General features: G+C 70.7%; 13 protein-coding genes. 10 read left to right on the forward strand and 3 right to left on the reverse strand.

Annotated features, from left to right (window positions below; genetic code table 11):
- Positions 1-50 precede the first annotated feature (50 nt).
- From TBR22_RS00900 to TBR22_RS00915, 4 genes are all read left to right on the forward strand, one after another.
- Positions 51-3,338 carry a DUF1553 domain-containing protein gene (locus tag TBR22_RS00900; protein WP_239491064.1) on the forward strand — a complete coding sequence of 1,096 codons (3,288 nt, stop codon included), beginning with the start codon at positions 51-53 and terminating at the stop codon, positions 3,336-3,338.
- A gap of 71 nt (positions 3,339-3,409) precedes the next feature.
- A complete protein-coding gene (locus TBR22_RS00905; RefSeq protein ID WP_239491065.1) occupies positions 3,410-3,817 on the forward strand; it encodes a helix-turn-helix transcriptional regulator in 408 nt (135 codons plus the stop codon).
- Between the two features lie 33 nt (positions 3,818-3,850).
- Positions 3,851-4,381: an RNA polymerase sigma factor gene (locus tag TBR22_RS00910; RefSeq protein WP_239491066.1), complete on the forward strand. Its 531-nt coding sequence runs from the start codon at positions 3,851-3,853 to the stop codon at positions 4,379-4,381.
- Positions 4,378-5,670: a hypothetical protein gene (locus TBR22_RS00915; protein WP_239491067.1), complete on the forward strand. Its 1,293-nt coding sequence runs from the start codon at positions 4,378-4,380 to the stop codon at positions 5,668-5,670. The genes TBR22_RS00910 and TBR22_RS00915 overlap by 4 nt, the downstream gene beginning before the upstream one ends.
- A gap of 91 nt (positions 5,671-5,761) precedes the next feature.
- Here the strand turns inward: TBR22_RS00915 and TBR22_RS00925 are convergent, their stop codons facing one another.
- The 3 genes from TBR22_RS00925 to TBR22_RS00935 form a co-directional block, all read right to left on the reverse strand.
- Positions 5,762-8,179 (reverse strand): catalase, encoded by a 2,418-nt coding sequence (locus TBR22_RS00925; protein WP_305068763.1) that lies wholly within the window; start codon positions 8,177-8,179, stop codon positions 5,762-5,764.
- A 232-nt stretch (positions 8,180-8,411) separates the two neighbouring features.
- Positions 8,412-9,722 carry a sigma-54 dependent transcriptional regulator gene (locus TBR22_RS00930; RefSeq protein WP_239491068.1) on the reverse strand — a complete coding sequence of 437 codons (1,311 nt, stop codon included), beginning with the start codon at positions 9,720-9,722 and terminating at the stop codon, positions 8,412-8,414.
- 49 nt (positions 9,723-9,771) lie between these two features.
- Complete coding sequence (locus TBR22_RS00935; RefSeq protein WP_239491069.1) at positions 9,772-11,640, reverse strand: ATP-binding protein; 1,869 nt, start codon at positions 11,638-11,640, stop codon at positions 9,772-9,774.
- 217 nt (positions 11,641-11,857) lie between these two features.
- Between TBR22_RS00935 and TBR22_RS00940 the strand changes: the two genes are divergently transcribed.
- Genes TBR22_RS00940 through TBR22_RS00965 form a run of 6 tightly spaced genes read left to right on the forward strand, consistent with a single transcriptional unit; the run spans position 11,858 to position 15,731 of the window.
- Positions 11,858-12,175, forward strand: a complete 318-nt coding sequence (locus TBR22_RS00940) for a hypothetical protein (protein ID WP_239491070.1) — start codon at positions 11,858-11,860, stop codon at positions 12,173-12,175.
- 9 nt (positions 12,176-12,184) lie between these two features.
- Complete coding sequence (locus tag TBR22_RS00945; RefSeq protein WP_239491071.1) at positions 12,185-12,652, forward strand: Crp/Fnr family transcriptional regulator; 468 nt, start codon at positions 12,185-12,187, stop codon at positions 12,650-12,652.
- Positions 12,645-13,232 carry a hypothetical protein gene (locus TBR22_RS00950; RefSeq protein WP_239491072.1) on the forward strand — a complete coding sequence of 196 codons (588 nt, stop codon included), beginning with the start codon at positions 12,645-12,647 and terminating at the stop codon, positions 13,230-13,232. Before TBR22_RS00945 ends, TBR22_RS00950 begins: the two co-directional genes overlap by 8 nt.
- 2 nt (positions 13,233-13,234) lie before the next feature.
- Positions 13,235-14,134: a 4Fe-4S dicluster domain-containing protein gene (locus TBR22_RS00955; protein ID WP_239491073.1), complete on the forward strand. Its 900-nt coding sequence runs from the start codon at positions 13,235-13,237 to the stop codon at positions 14,132-14,134.
- Between the two features lie 8 nt (positions 14,135-14,142).
- Positions 14,143-15,381, forward strand: a complete 1,239-nt coding sequence (dsrP, locus tag TBR22_RS00960) for a sulfate reduction electron transfer complex DsrMKJOP subunit DsrP (RefSeq protein ID WP_239491074.1) — start codon at positions 14,143-14,145, stop codon at positions 15,379-15,381.
- A gap of 5 nt (positions 15,382-15,386) precedes the next feature.
- Entirely contained in the window at positions 15,387-15,731 is a 345-nt protein-coding gene (locus TBR22_RS00965; RefSeq protein ID WP_239491075.1) for a c-type cytochrome, read from the forward strand.
- The last annotated feature ends 10 nt before the right edge of the window (positions 15,732-15,741 follow it).

The raw sequence follows: 15,741 nt of genomic DNA on the forward strand, positions 1-15,741 counted from the left end.
TGAGACACCCCGCCCTGCCCCTGTCCTCTCGGCATAGAATCGGGGCAGACATGCCCATCCCCACAGGATTCGCATGGCGGGCGTTGCTCGGCGCCCTCCTGCTCGGCGTCGCCGCCGGGTGCAGCGTGCCCGGCCCATCCGTCCCCGACCTGCCGGAGCGGGTCGACTTCGCGCTCCACGTCAGGCCGATCCTGTCGGACCGCTGCTTCAAGTGCCACGGACCCGACGGCGCGGCGCGCAAGAGCGACCTGCGACTCGACCAGAAGGAGGTCGTCTTCTCGCGCCTGACCTCCGGAGCGACGGCCGTGGTGCCGGGCCGACCGCGCAAGAGCGAACTCGTCCGCCGGATCCTCAGCGACGACCCTGGCGTCGTCATGCCCACGCCCGACTCGCACCTCGAGCTCAGCGACTACGAGAAGGCGATCCTCATTCGCTGGATCGACCAGGGTGCCGAGTGGAAGCCGCACTGGGCCTTCAGCGCGCCCACCCGCCCCGAGATCCCGGCCCCGGTCTCGCCCGCCTGGACGGCCCGCAATCCCATCGACCGGTTCGTGCACGCCGAACTGAAGGCGCGTGGCCTGGCGCCGCAGCCCGAAGCGCCGAAGGAGACGTTGATCCGCCGGGTCACCTTCACGCTGACCGGCCTTCCGCCCACCCCGGAGGAGGTGGCCGCGTTCGTCCGCGACACGCGACCCGACGCCTACGAGCGCCTCGTCGACCGCCTGCTGGCCTCGCCCGCCTACGGCGAGCGCATGGCCGCCGAGTGGCTCGACATCGCCCGCTTCGCCGACACGCACGGCTACCAGGACGACGTGCCGCGCGACATGTCGCCGTGGCGCGACTGGGTGATCGGCGCGTTCAACCGCAACATGCCCGTCGACCAGTTCGTCACGTGGCAGCTCGCCGGCGACCTGCTGCCAGGCGCGACGCGCGAGCAGCGCCTCGCCACGGCCTTCAACCGTCACCACATGCAGTCGCAGGAGGGCGGCATCGTCCCCGAGGAGTACCGCGTCGAGTACGTCGCCGATCGCGTGCAGACCCTCGGCCGCGCCTTCCTCGGCGTGACGCTGGAGTGCGCGCGCTGCCACGACCACAAGTACGACCCGGTGCAGCAGAAGGAGTACTTCCAGCTGTTCGCCTTCTTCAACAGCATCAACGAAGCCGGACAGGCGCCGTACTCGGGGATGGCGAGTCCCACCGTGATCCTGCCGTCGGCCGAGGCCGAGGCCACGCTCGCGGCGCTGCGCGCCGAACGCGAGCCGCTCGAGCGGGCGCTCGCCCCGGACTCGCCGACCTGGGACGCCGGCTTCGAGGCCTGGTTGAAGGCGCCACGTCGCACCGGGACGTTTCCCTCGACCGAGGCCCTCGAGGTCCACCTGCCGCTCGAGGACATGCGCGAGGGCGAGGTCCGCATGGTCGACAAGAAGACCGGGCCGAAGATGGTGCCCGCCCGGATCTTCGCCAACGTCGGAAGGGTGCGAGGCCCGGCCTACCTCGGGGGCGACGAGGACCGCGCGCCCGTCACGGTCGACGGCCGCATCGGCAAGGCGCAGCGACTGCGGGGCGACAGCGAGATCAAGGCGCCCGACGAGGCGGCATTCTTCGACCGTCACCAGCCGTTCTCGCTGGCCACGTGGATGCGCATCGACGTGAAGGGAACGTCCGGGCCCTTCATCGCGCGGTCGGGCAGCTTCGCCAACGGCTACCGCGGGTACCTGATCCGCCTCGAGGCCGACGGCACCGTCACCGCCGCCCTGCACCACGTCGCCCCGGACGACTCGATCGAGGTGCGCTCCACGACCGCCGTGGCGCCGTCGGCCTGGCACCACCTGGCGCTGACCTACGACGGGTCGAGCCGCGCCGCCGGCCTGCGCCTCTTCCTCGACGGCGCGCCGCTGCCGACCCGCACCATCGTCGACAACCTGCACCGCAGCCTGATCAACAGCGGCATCGAGGGGCGCCAGATGTCGGGAGCGCCGCTCGGCCTGCGCATCGGCAGCGTCGGCGAGCTGGCCAAGGAGTCGATCCGCGACGTGTCGGTCGACGACTTCCGCGCCTACGGCCGGCAGTTGAGCGCCCTCGAGATCGGCGCGCTCGCCACCGGGGTCGACACGCGTGCCGCCGCGCTCGCGCAGCGGACGCCGGCATCCCTCGCCGCGCTGCGCGAGCATTACCTGCTCGACGTCGACGCGGACTATCGCGCGACGCTGGCCAGGGTCACCGCCATCCGCGGCCGCGAGAACGAGATCCTCACGGCCCAGCCGAGCGTGATGGCGATGCGCGAGCTGCCGACACCGCGTCCCACGTTCATCCTCGCGCGGGGCGCCTACGACGCGCCGACGACCCGCGTGCAGCCCGGCACGCCTGCCGCGCTCCTGCCGTTCCCGAAGGACCTCCCCCCGAACCGCCTCGGACTCGCGAAGTGGCTGCTGTCGCCGTCGCATCCGCTCACGGCGCGCGTGTTCGTGAACCGGTACTGGGCCATGGCGTTCGGGCGGGGCCTGGTGGCCACGGCCGAGGACTTCGGCAGCCAGGGGCGCATGCCGACGCACCCGGCGCTGCTCGACTGGCTCGCCACCACCTTCGTGCGCGACGGATGGAACGCCAAGGCGATGCAGCGACTGATCGTCACCTCGGCGACCTATCGGCAGGCGTCGGTCGTCGACGCCGCGGCGCGCGCCGCCGACCCCGACAACACCTGGCTGGCCCGCGGTCCCGCCTACCGCATGTCGGTCGAGCAGGTGCGCGATGCCGCGCTCGCCGTGAGCGGGCTGCTCGTGCGGCGCATCGGCGGGCCGAGCGTCTATCCGTACCAGCCCGCCGGCCTGTGGGAATCACTGGCGGCCGGCGCCAGGTACCCGCAGTCGACCGGTGAGGGCCTCTACCGACGCAGCCTGTACACCGCATGGAAGCGCGCCGCGCCGCCACCCTCGGCGATCGGGTTCGACGCCTCCGAGCGCCTCACCTGCATCGTCACGCGGCAGCGCACCAACACGCCGCAGCAGGCACTGATCCTGCTGAACGATCCGCAGTTCGTGGAGGGCGCGCGGGTCCTGGCCGAGCAGGTCGTGCGCGGCGCCTCGAGCCCCGCCGACCGCATCGCGCAGGCCTACCGGCAGGTACTGACGCGGAGTCCCTCGTCGAACGAGGTCGCGACGTTGACGCGCCTGCTCGAGCGCGAGCAGGCGCGTTATGCCTCGTCGAAGGAGGCCGCCGTCGCGCTCCTCGCCACCGGCGAGCACCCGCGGGATCCCTCGCTCGACCCGGTGGAACTGGCCGCGTGGACGATCGTGACCAGCACGATCATGAACCTCGACGACGCCGTGTTCCTCCGCTGAAGACACGGCCTCACGAGTGGGGCGGACTTGCCCCTGTTACAAATACGCCCGCGCCGGTGTCCTGCCTATCGATGGGACGAGAACGAGCGGCGCAGGCGGTGGAGGCAGCGGTCCGGCAGGCCGCGACGTTCGTCGAGGCCAATGCCGAGCAGCCGATGTCGGTGGACGACATCGCGTCGGCCTGCGGACTGCACGTGAGGACGCTGTACCGGAACTTCAACAGCGAGTTCCGGCTGTCGCCGAAGCGATACCTGCGGCGCTGTCGCCTCGACCGCATCCGCGCCGACCTGCTCGTCGCGCGGCCCGGCCTGACGGTCACCACCGTGGCGATTCGCCACGGGGTGACACACCTGGGCCGATTCGCCAGGGAGTACGCCGCCGCGTTCGGCGAGCCGCCGTCGGCGACCCTCCGACGAGCGCGCGAGGCGATTGGCGCGCCGGGGGCCGCGCTGGCGCCGACCCTACCTTCTGGCCAGTAGGACGCATGCGTGCCGTGGTAGCATTCGGCCGCCTTGCACGCAGGCCAGTCGCCGCCACACCGGGACGCCGCGGACGAGGCGAAGCGGACCCTCTTCGACCGCCTCTACCAGGAACACGGGCCATCGTTGTTCCGGTACCTCCGGCGCCTGGCCGGGGCCGACGACGATCCCGCGGACCTGCTGCACGAGACGTTCCTGCGGCTGTGGACACAGCCAGCACCCGAAGCCATCGCCAACCTCCGTGCCTGGCTGTTCCGCGTGGCCACCAACGTGGCGCACAACCGGCGGCGTGACATGCAGCGCTCCAGGCATCGTGAACAGGCGGTCGTCGCCCCCGATGCGGCGCTCGAGGACCCGGTCGCGCGCCTCGACGCGCAGGCGCAGGTGCAGCGTGCGCTGGCCAGCATCGACGACGTCCGGGCGCGTCGGGCGCTGCTGCTGTTTGCGGAAGGCTTCACGTACCGCGAGATCGCCGGCATCCTCGACCTCGCGCCGGGCCATGTGGGCGTGCTGATCCAGCGCGGCAGGGACCAGTTCCGTCCTCGCGGCGAGTCGACGCCATGACCACGCCGACGGTCGTGCCCACGGGCTGTCCTGACCTGTTGCGGCTGCAACGCTGGCTGGACGCCGACGACACCCTCGACGCGCCGGGGGACGTCGAGGCGCACGTGCGCAGCTGCGCGGCCTGCCGCGCGGCTGTCGACCAACTCCGGCAACAGCACGCGTCCGTGATGGCGGTGCTCGACGACGAGGAGAAGGCCAGCGTCGGCGAGACGGAGGCCACGCTCGAGGCCGTGCGCGTGCGGCTGGCGTCGCTCCCCCTGGGCGAGGCCGTACCCACCGTGACCGCCACCAGTCCATCGCGCGGGCGACCACGTGTACCTGCCGGCATGCTCGCGATGTCGTGGCGCCTCGGGACGGCGGCCACCGTGCTGATCGGGCTGGTGCTGGCCGGCATCGCGGTTCTCGACCTGCAACCGGTGCAGGCATCGGCCGACTGGGTGATCTCCGAGTCGCAGGTGCGCAGCCGCTCGTGGCGGACCCAGCCCGGGAAGATTCGGCAGGAGATCTACGACACCTTCGAGCAGGAAACGGGCAAGCCGGCGATCCACCAGCGCCAGACCACGGTCTTCTCCACCATCCCAGGCGCCGAGGCCACGACGAGCCGGATCACGGATGCTTCCGGGGCGCTGATCAGCGCCACGTGGCGTCGCACGGACGGGTGGGGCGCCACCTTCGACACGCGCAACGGCCCGCACCTGATCCTCGACCCGTCGTCGACCGATCTGGAGGAGATGCTGGCCACGCTCACGGGCGAGGACGCCGAGGCATTGCGGTTCTGGATACGCATCCGCCTCTGGCAGGTCCGCCCGCAGGAGCAGGCGGCGAGCCAGGCCGAGGTCCTCACCGGGGGCGTGGCCTACTTCATGCGCGCGTTCGGGACCATGCAGGGCCCCGCGGAGTTCCACAGCGACGCCGCGGGCTATCGCATCGTCGCCACGGTGGAGCCCCACCGCAACAACCCCGACAAGCTGCTGGCGGTCGTCGAGGACACCTTCTCGGCGAGCAGCCTGATGCACGAGCGCCGCGTCATCAGGCGCGTGACGCGCGACGGCGTCGTGCTCGGCCAGTCGGGACGGCAGTTGATCAGCCGTGGCGATGTGGACCGGGCGACCCTCGATCGGCTGATGGCCGACATGACGTCGCCGCCGCCCCAGTGGCGCGTGACCCGCACGACCGTCGCTGCCGCGCTTGTCGAAGCGCGACGAGTGTGGCGCCTGATGAAGCCGTCACCCGCCCCGAGGCCACAGGGCGCACCGCCAGAGCCGGGCGCACCGCCCGCCACGCGCTGAGCGGGCGCACACGGCAGGGCGGCGTGCCTCACGCCGCCGTTGGCCGGCAACCCTGCGACGCAGGGCCACAGCCCCCAGCCTCAGCCCGTTCCTACACGCGTGGCGGATCGGTCTCGCGTGCGAAGTGCCGGTGCGCCGCCAGCGCCGCGAGGAAGGCGGTGCTCGCGGCGTCGGCCTCGCCGGCCCCGGCCATCAGCAGGCCCGTATCGGCTGCGCCGTCGGAAAGGGTGGTGGGAATGCCGGCCTTCGTGAGCAGGTTGCTGCCCGCGCCGAACACCAGCAGTGGCTTGCAGTGCCGATACTGGTCCTTCACGAACTCCAGCGCCCGTCCGTCCTCGGCCAGCGCGGCGACGGCCGCCTCGCCGTCCGGCACGACGACCGCGTCGAACAGCACCGAGGGCATCGCCTCCATTGTCACGTCGACCTCGAGCGTTCCCGTCGTCGTCTCCACGGTGCCGAGGCGCGAGCCGACCCAGCGCGGCACCGCGCCCTGCGCCAGCAGCTCGCGCGCCACCGCCATGAGCGACGCGCCGTCGGCGCCGTCGGCCACCAGCAGCGCCACACGGCGAGCGCGCACGCTGCCGTCACCGGGACGCGCGAGCAGCGACAGCGCCTTCGACTGCGTCACCTCCGGCGTCGGGTCCTTCTCGAGCACCTTCGGCAGCGGCGCCGGCAGTGCCTTCATGCCCAGCCCCGCTGCGACGGCGAGCGCCAGCGCGTTGTCGACGTGCCTGAGCCCGGCCACCATGCGCTCGCGGATCGCCGGTACCTGCACGCGCGACAGCTCGAAGCGGAACGCGTTGACGATGTGCTGCTGCTCGACCGGGGACTGGCTGTGGAAGAACAGCCGCGCCTGCGTGTAGTGGTCGGCGAACTTCTCCGGCTTGCCCCGCACCTTGTGCGCGTCCTGCGCCATGGGCTCGGGGAACGACACGAAGCCGGCCGAGGCGCCCGCCTGGAAGGGACATCCTCCGGCCAGCGAGTTCGGCTCGTACGACACCCGCCCGCGGTTGATCGTCTGGCGGTGCAGGCCGTCGCGCTGGTTGTTGTGCACCTGTGCGACCGGCGCGTTGATCGGGATCTCGTGGAAGTTGGGCCCGCCGAGCCGCGAGATCTGCGTGTCCACGTACGAGTGGATGCGGCCGGCCAGCAGCGGGTCGTTGCTGAAGTCGATGCCCGGCACGACGTGCGCCGTGCAGAAGGCTACCTGCTCGGTCTCGGCGAAGAAGTTGTCGGGATTGCGGTTCAGCACCATCCGACCGACGGGACGGATTGGCACCAGTTCTTCGGGGACGATCTTGGTCGCGTCGAGCACGTCGAACGTGAACGCCTCGGCCTGTTCCTCGGTGAAGATCTGCAGGCCGAGCTCCCACTCGGGGAACGCGCCAGCCTCGATGGCCTCCCAGAGGTCGCGGCGATGGAAGTCGGGATCGGCGCCCGAGATCTTCACCGCTTCGTCCCACACCAGTGAGTGCGTACCGGCGGTCGGCGTCCAGTGGAACTTCACGAAGTGCGACACGCCGGCCGCGTTCACCAGGCGGAACGTGTGCACGCCGAAGCCCTGCATCGTGCGGTAGCTGCGCGGGATCGCCCGGTCGGACATCGCCCACATGAGCATGTGGGTGATCTCGGGCATCAGCGACGCGAAGTCCCAGAACGTGTCGTGGGCACTCGCCGCTTGCGGCATCGCGAAGTGCGGTTCTGGCTTGGCGGCGTGCACCAGATCGGGGAACTTCATCGCGTCCTGGATGAAGAACACCGGCATGTTGTTGCCGACGAGATCCCAGTTGCCCTGCTGCGTGTAGAACTTCACCGCGAAGCCGCGCACGTCGCGCGCCGTGTCGGTGGAGCCGCGCTCGCCGAGCACGGTCGAGAAGCGGACGAACACCGGTGTCTGCAGTCCCGCTTCGGAGAAGAGGTGGGCGCGCGTGAACTCGGTGAGCGGCGCGTAGCACTCGAAGACGCCGTGCGCGGCCGAGCCGCGCGCGTGCACGATCCGCTCGGGGATGCGCTCGTGATCGAAGTGGGTGATCTTCTCGCGGAGGATGAAGTCCTCGAGCAGCGTCGGCCCGCGCAGGCCGGCTTTCAGGGAGTTCTGGTTGTCGGCGACCGGGACACCCTGGTTGGTCGTCAGCATGCGCCCGGTCGAGTCGGCGCGGACGCGGTCCAGCGGGGCATTCGTCTTGTTGACGCCGACCACCGGCGAGCCGCTGCCGACCTTGTCGCTGCCCTGCGACTCCTGCACCGTGCTGGAGCCGACGATGGGGTCGTCGGGCACGAACGCCCGACCCGCCGGCGGGTCGAGCGCGGTGGCGGGATCGTACTCGGCCGGCTTGTTGGCATTGGCCGGCATCATCGCCGCCAGCTCGTTGGTGGCGGCGAGCTTCGCGGTGAGATCGTCGCTGGAGTGCGCGAACGACGGCGTGTCGGCCGGGCCCGAGACGGTAGCGCGGCTGTTGGAGTCGACGGGACGGCCGTGTTCGGGGGCAGGACGAGGTGTCTTGGGCATCGGTCTGGTGCTGTGGCTGATCGCGTGACGTACGGAGGTGGACACGCAGCCTTCAGCAACGCGGATGCCAGTGAAGAGGGCCCGCCCCTGCGGCCCGGCGCGCGCAGCAGCATCACGCGAGCGCACCGCTCGTGACCCGTGCGTACGACCTCGCTGCACGGCCCGGTCCAGCCCGGCGGTGGCTCGATTCCTTGCCGCAGCGCCCGACCGGGAGCCGTGAGCCCTGGGCCTCCTAGGGGAGGAGTCCGTACTCGTGGAGCTTGCGATACAGGTTGCGCTCGCTGATGCCGAGGATCCTGGCGGCGTGGCTGCGGTGCCCGTGCGTCGCCTGCAGCACCGTCGTGATGTGTGCCCGCTCGAGCGCCTCGAGCGTGGGCAGGTCGTCGGGGGCGGTCGGCGATGCACCGGGGGAAGGGGGAGTGACCCGCCTCGACCGCAGGGAGAGGTGCTCCGGCAGGATCTCCGGGCCCTCCGACACCACGACCGCCGCCTCGATCACATGCATCAGCTCGCGCACGTTACCCGGCCAGTCGTGTTGCGCGAGCGCCTCGAGCGCCGCCGGGGCGAGTCGACGCTCCAGTCCCGTACGCGCGCACATCCGTGCGACGAAGTGCCTCGCCAGGATCGCCACGTCGCCGCCGCGTTCACGCAGCGGCGGGAGCACCACGCCCACGGTGCGCAGCCGGTAGTAGAGATCCTCCCGAAAGACGCCCTGCGCGACCATGTCGGGCAGGTTGCGGTTGGTGGCCGCCAGCACGCGCACGTCCACGCGGATCTCGGCGGTGCCGCCGACATGCCGGAACGTCGAGGTGTCGAGGACGCGCAGCAGCGAGACCTGTGTGGCCGGGCTGATCTCGCCGATCTCGTCGAGGAAGATCGTGCCGCCATGGGCGACCTCGAACAGGCCCGCCTTGGCGCGGTCGGCGCCCGTGAACGCGCCGCGTTCGTGCCCGAACAACTCGCTGTGCAGCAGGGTCTCCTGGAGGGCGGCGCACTCGACCACGACGAACGGCCGTTGACGCCGCGCGCTCCGCGCATGCAGCAGCTTGGCGACCATCTCCTTGCCGGTCCCGGTCTCGCCGCCGATGAGGACGGTGGAATCGGTGGGCGCGACCCGCTCGATGAGGTCGAGGACGCGGCGGAACCCCGGGCTCTCGCCGACGAAGGCATCGCCGAGATCGGGTGGCGTGAGGCCCCGCTCGAGCAGGTGCGTCCGTCGCCGCAGGGCCTGGCGCTCCAGCGCCCGACGGATCCGCATGTCGAGCTCGTCGAGCGGACACGGCTTGGTGACGAAGTCGAACGCCCCGAGCCGGATCGACTCGACCGCCTCGTCGACCGACCCGTGACCCGAGAGCATGATCACGTCGGGCGTCGCATTCGCCTGGCGGATCGACCGGAGCGCCTCGAGGCCCGTCACGTCCGGCAACCGGAGGTCCAGCAGGATCACGTCCGGCTCATTGGCCTCGAGCCACGCCAATGCCTCGGCCGCTGACCCGACGGCAGACACGGCGTATCCCATCCGCTTCAGTTCGTGGGCGAGCACGCCCCGGAATGCGACGTCGTCGTCGACGACGAGGAGGGTGGCGGACGCCCTAGGCTGGGATGGCGGCGGCGGTGTCATCGACGACGGGCAAGGTGATGGAGAACGTGGACCCGGCGCCGAGCCCGCTGCGGACCGTGATGTCGCCGCCCCACCGGCGCACCGCGTTGATCGACATGAAGAGCCCGAGCCCGGTCCCGCCGGGCCGCATGCTGAAGAACGGCTCGAAGATGTGCGCCAGGTGCTCCTGGGCGATGCCGCCGCCGGCGTCCGTGATCGCCACGCGCACGGCGGGTCCCGACTGGATCTCCACGTCGACCACCCCGTCGGGAGGCGAGGCCTGCACGGCGTTGAGCATGAGGTTGATCAAGGCGTGCTGCAGCTCGGACTCGTCGGCCTTCACGCGCAGGCGGAGCGTCGTCGTGCCGCGCTGGGCGAGGCGTACGCCGCGCTCGCGCGCCGTCGGCGCCACGAGCCGCATGGCCGTGGCCACGGCGTCCTGCACGTCCACCAACTGCGGCGTGGACGGCGCGCCACGCGACATGCGGAGGAACTGCTGCGTGATGCCGCGGCATCGCAGCACCTGCTCCCGGGCGGTCAGCGCCGTCTCCCGCACGTAGGCCCAGTCGGGCGTCGCGGTGTCGTCGGCCGTTTCGCGGCCGATGCCCTCGACGCAGGCGAGCACGGTGCCCAGGGGGGTGTTCAGCTCGTGCGAGAACCCTGACGCCAGCAGGCCGAGCGACGCCAGCTTGTGCGACTCGGCCATGCGTGCCTCGGCGGCGCGGCGTTCGGAGATGTCGCGCCAGACCTCCACCACGTGCACGTTGCCGTCGGGCAGGCGCGAGACGGGCGAGGCCTGCACCTCCTCCCACGCCACCGTCCCGTCCGCCCGCTTCCGCTCGCAGATCCGCGTCTGCGTGGACGAGGCGTCCAGGCACGCGACGGCAGGGCAGTCCGACACGCTGCAGGGCGCCGATCCGTCACGATGGCACGAGCACCCGAGCAGCTCGTTGCGCGAGGCGCCGGTCCGCGCCAGGAACGCGTTGTTGGCCGCCACGACGCGCCGCTGCCGGTCGAGCACGACGATGCCGTCCTCGATGCTGTTGATGATCACCTCGAGCCGCTCGCGCTCGTTCTGCACCTGGCCGACGAGCGAGCTCACCGAGTCGGCCATCACGTTGAACTCGCGCGCCAGCCACGCGATGGTGTCGCTGCCCGACTCGGACACCCGGCGGGTCAGGTCGCCCTGTGCGATCTGGCGCGCGGCCGTCTCGAAGCGCTGGAGGCGGCGCAGGACGATCAGTCGCACCAGCAGGCCGATCGCCGCGACGAGCAGCAGCGTGATCAGCGCGGTGACCGCGACCATCCACTGCAGGTCGCGGGCGGCCGCGGCGTGGATCGGACTCGTGTCGATGTCCGAGATCAGCACGCCGTTGATGGCGTGCCGCGGGTCGTGGCACTCGCGACACTCGGCCCGGTTGCGGATCGGGAGCACCGTGCGCAGGATGCGCGTGCCGGCGACGTCGATCACCCGGCTGGTGGTGCGCTGCGCCGCCGGGTACTGGTGACAGGCCTGGCAGGTCGGCGAGCCGGGGCGCAGGCTGTCGTCGGCAGCCAGCGGGCGCGCCGTCGCCTGCACCTTGCCGGCGCGATCGAGCAGGACGACGTTCAGCACGCTCGGCTCATGGCCGAACGTGGTCAGCATGCCGGCAATCAGGGCGTGATCGTCCTCGAGCATCGCGTGCTCGAGGGCGCTGCGGATCAACTCGGACTGGGCCAGCGCGTCGCGGCGGGCGGTGTCGATCAGGGTGTCGGAATGCCGCAGGGAATACAGGTACGCACCGGTGGCGGACGCGAGGCTCGCCGCGATCGTGATGCCCAGGGCCAGACCAACCGTCGTGCCGGTCAACCGCGGATTCATGGGCCACCTGCGACTGGAAGAGGACCGACTGCGGCGGATCGTGGCAGAACCCGTGCACGTCGTCAACGGACTGACGGAACGTCAGGCGCCGACCTGACAGGCTGTCAGGCGCGCCCCGGCGCGCGTCGCGGCGATCGGTAAACGGCTGCCTTCTGAACTCCTCTCGCGTGGCACCGATCGTGCGACTGCAGCCGGCAGGATTGCGAGGAGGCGCGTGATGGGACTCATCCTGATGCTGCTCGGCCTGTCGATCGTCCTGACCACGGCGCAGGTCGTGGCGATCGTGTACATGTGGCGGGAGTCGACCGCGGGTGAGCCGCCGACGCTGCCGCACACGGCGCCCGCGCCTCCCCCGCAGTTCTTCATCGCCGCGGCGCCAGGCGCCCCGGCGCATCGCGACGCGCGCGTCGACCGGTTGCTGCGGCAGCTCGAACAGCACATCCGCCTCGAGCAGGCCGCTGCCGAGTCGTACCACCTCGCGCCCACCGCCGACGCGCTGCATCGGCACACCGACTCGCCGCTCGTCCTGCACTGAGGCGTCGCCATGCACTCGCACCCCGACCTGTTCGCCGGTCTCGCCACCAGCGAGGTCGACCGCCTGGTGTCGCTCGGCACCGCCCTGACGCTGCATCCCGGCGACGTCCTGTTCAGGATTGGTGACCTCGCCACGCACCTGTACGTCGTCGACCAGGGCCTGGTGTCGCTCACCATGCCGATGCAGGTCGACCACCACGACGAAGACGTGCGCATCGACGAGTGCGGCCCGGGGCACACCGTCGGTTGGTCGACCCTCGTGCCACCGCACCGGTTCACGCTGAATGCCACCGCGCCGGCCCCCGCCCACGTGCTGGCGCTGCCGCGCGAGGCGCTGCTGGCCCACTTCGCCGCCCACCCGGAGGTCGGCTACGCGGTGATGCGGAACCTCGCCACCGTGCTCGGCCAGCGCCTGCAGGTCTTCCAGGCCATGTGGCTGCGCCAGATGCAGCACGTGGTGGACCTCGCGCATGGCTAGGAACACCGCGGCGCTGGCGGCGGGCGTGGCGACGGTCGCCGTGCTGGCGCTCGGTGGATGCCATGCCGGCCCGTCACGCGACACCAGCGCCGACGACGCGCCGTGGGGAGGCACGCAGGTCGTGCTCCCGGCGCGGGCCAGCGGCGAGCCGGAGCTGGTGCAGGTGCCGCCGCCGCCCTTCTCGGATGGCGTCTTCCCCTGCTCGGACTGTCACGCCCAGCCGGACCTCCCGCCCAACCGGACGCGGCGCGTGCTCGTGGATGCGCACGACGAGATCGTGCTGAAGCACGACGAGGAACACCGCTGGTGCCTGGACTGTCACGACGCCGTCGACCGCGACCAGCTGCACCTCGCGGGCGGCGAGCTGGTGCCCTTCTCGGAGTCGTACCGACTGTGCGGGCAGTGCCACGGCGAGAAGCACCGTGACTGGCGCGCCGGCATCCACGGACGACGGACGGGGTTCTGGAACGGCCGCAAGGAGTACCTGCTCTGTGTGCACTGTCACGATCCGCACGCGCCACGCTTCAAGCCCCTCGTTCCCAGACCGGCGCCGGTGCACCCCGGCCCGATGACGCGGTAGCCATGGCCACTCCCCGCACTGCCCACGACGTGGATGACCACCCGACGTCGCTCACGCGCCGCTCGTTCACCACGTGTGCCGCCGCCGCGGCCGCCGGCTGGATCCTCACGGCGTGCGGACCGAAGCGCCTGTACGACGTGTCGCGCGAGCGGCTTCGCGAGCTGGTCGGCGACGTGGAGCGCGAGTACTCGGCGACCTACGGCAAGGACGTCACCGTGTCGGCCGCGGGGCCGCAGCCGGGCGTCCTCTTCGGGTACGCCCTCGACATCTCCCGCTGCACGGGCTGCCGCCGTTGCGTGTATGCCTGCGTCGAGGAGAACAACCAGTCGCGCGATCCGCAGGTGCACTGGATCCGCGTGCTGCAGATGGACAAGGAGCATGGCGTCGACTTCGCGCACGCCGACCAGTACTACGAGCCGGCGCAGGTGCCCGAGGAGGGCAAGTTCTACGTGCCCGTCTCGTGCCAGCAGTGCCGCGATGCGCCGTGCACCAAGGTCTGTCCCACCGGGGCGACCTGGGCCGAGAAGGACGGCATCGTCGTCATCGACTACGACTGGTGCATCGGCTGCCGGTGCTGCATGTCGGCCTGCCCGTACGGCGCGCGGCACTTCAACTGGAAGGCGCCGTCGGTGGCCGCCACGGACGTCAATCCGCACATGCACTACCTGGGGAACCGGCCGCGGCCGAAGGGGGTGGTCGAGAAGTGCACCTTCTGCATCCAGCGGGTGCGCGAGGGCCGCTATCCGGCGTGCGTGGAGGTGTGTCCCGTGGGCGCTCGCAAGTTCGGCAACCTGCTCGATCCCGACAGCGAGATCCGCTACATCATCGAGCACGAGCGCGTCATGGTGCTGAAGGAAGAACTCAACACCATGCCGAAGTTCTTCTACTTCTACGGAACGTGAGGCCGCCGGTGACCACCCTGCACGCGTTCCTGGCGTTCACGCGCAGCAGCGGCCGGCTGGTGCTGCGCGGCGACGTGCTCTACTGGTCGTGGATCGGCCTGCTCCTGCTGCTCATCGCGTCGGGGCTGGCTGCCTACGTCGACCAGCTCCGCGTCGGCCTGTCGCTCACCGCGATGCGCGATCCGGTGAGCTGGGCCTTCTACATCGGCAACTTCACGTTCATGGTGGGCGTGGCCGCCGCCGCGGTGGTCCTGGTGATTCCCGCCTACGTCTACGATTGGAAGCCGATCCGCGAGGTCGTCATCATCGGCGAACTGCTGGCCGTGAGCGCGATTCTCATCTGCCTGTTGTTCGTCATGGTGGACCTCGGCCGGCCGGAGCGGTTCTGGCACCTGATTCCGGGCGTCGGCCTCCTGAACTTCCCGCGCTCGGTGATGGCCTGGGACGTGATCGTGCTGAACCTGTACCTGCTGATCAACCTCGTCGTGGTGACCCACGTGGTGTTCAGCGCCTTCCGCGGCCGGCACTACTCGTTGCGGCTCGTGTACCCGCTGGTGCTGCTCTCGATCCCGATGGCCATCGCCATCCACACGGTGACCGCCTTCCTGTACAGCGGCATGGCGTCGCGCCCGTACTGGAACGCCTCGATCCTGGCGCCCCAGTTCCTCGCCTCGGCGTTCAGTTCGGGGCCGGCCATCCTGCTGGTGGTGCTGCAGCTGCTCCGCCGCTTCACCGACTTCGAGATCAAGGACGAGGCGATCGGCAAGATCGCCGAGCTGATGGCGTACGCCATCTTCCTGAACCTGTTCTTCCACGGCGCGGAGGTCTTCAAGGAGTACTACTCCAACACCGAGCACTCGCTCTACACGCGCTACTGGTTCGAGGGCATCGGCACGCACACGACGCTGGTGCCCTACGCCTGGACCGCCGTCGGCCTGCAACTGCTCGCCCTGGTGCTGTTCATCGTGCCGGCGGCGCGCCGCAACAGCGTGACGCTGAACGTCGGGGCCGTCGCGACCTACGCCGGCGGCTACATCGAGAAGGGGATGGGCCTGATCATCCCCGGGTTCACCCCGGACACGCTCGGCGAGATCTACGAGTACTCGCCGACCATGCACGAACTGCGGGTGGCGGCCGGGGTGTTCGCCATCGGGTTCCTGGTCTTCACCTTCCTGCTCCGGGTGGCCGTGCCGATCCTGCTCGGGCAGGTCCGACTGGCTGGCACCGGCACGCAGGCCCTGGAGTGAGCGACATGACGATCACGAGAACACTGGTGGTGACGGTGGTCCTGGCCTGCCCGGTCATCGTGCCGACGCAGGCGGCGGCACAGGCCCAGGACAAGGGGATGGCGATCTTCGTCGAACAGAAGTGCACGCAGTGCCACGCGCTGGCCGGCCGTGGCAACAAGAACGGCGCGCTCGACGACGTGGGAAGCCGGCTCGGCGCCGCCGAGATCAAGGCGTGGATCGTCGATCCGGTGGCCATGGCGGCCAAGCGCCAGCCGGCCTCGACGCGGAAGCCGGCCATGAAGAAGAAGCCGATGTCGGCCGCCGACGTGGACGTGCTGGTCGCCTTCCTGGCGACGCAGAAGAAGTAGCCCGACCCGC

Source organism: Luteitalea sp. TBR-22 (assembly GCF_016865485.1).
In the GTDB taxonomy this organism is placed as follows: domain Bacteria; phylum Acidobacteriota; class Vicinamibacteria; order Vicinamibacterales; family Vicinamibacteraceae; genus Luteitalea.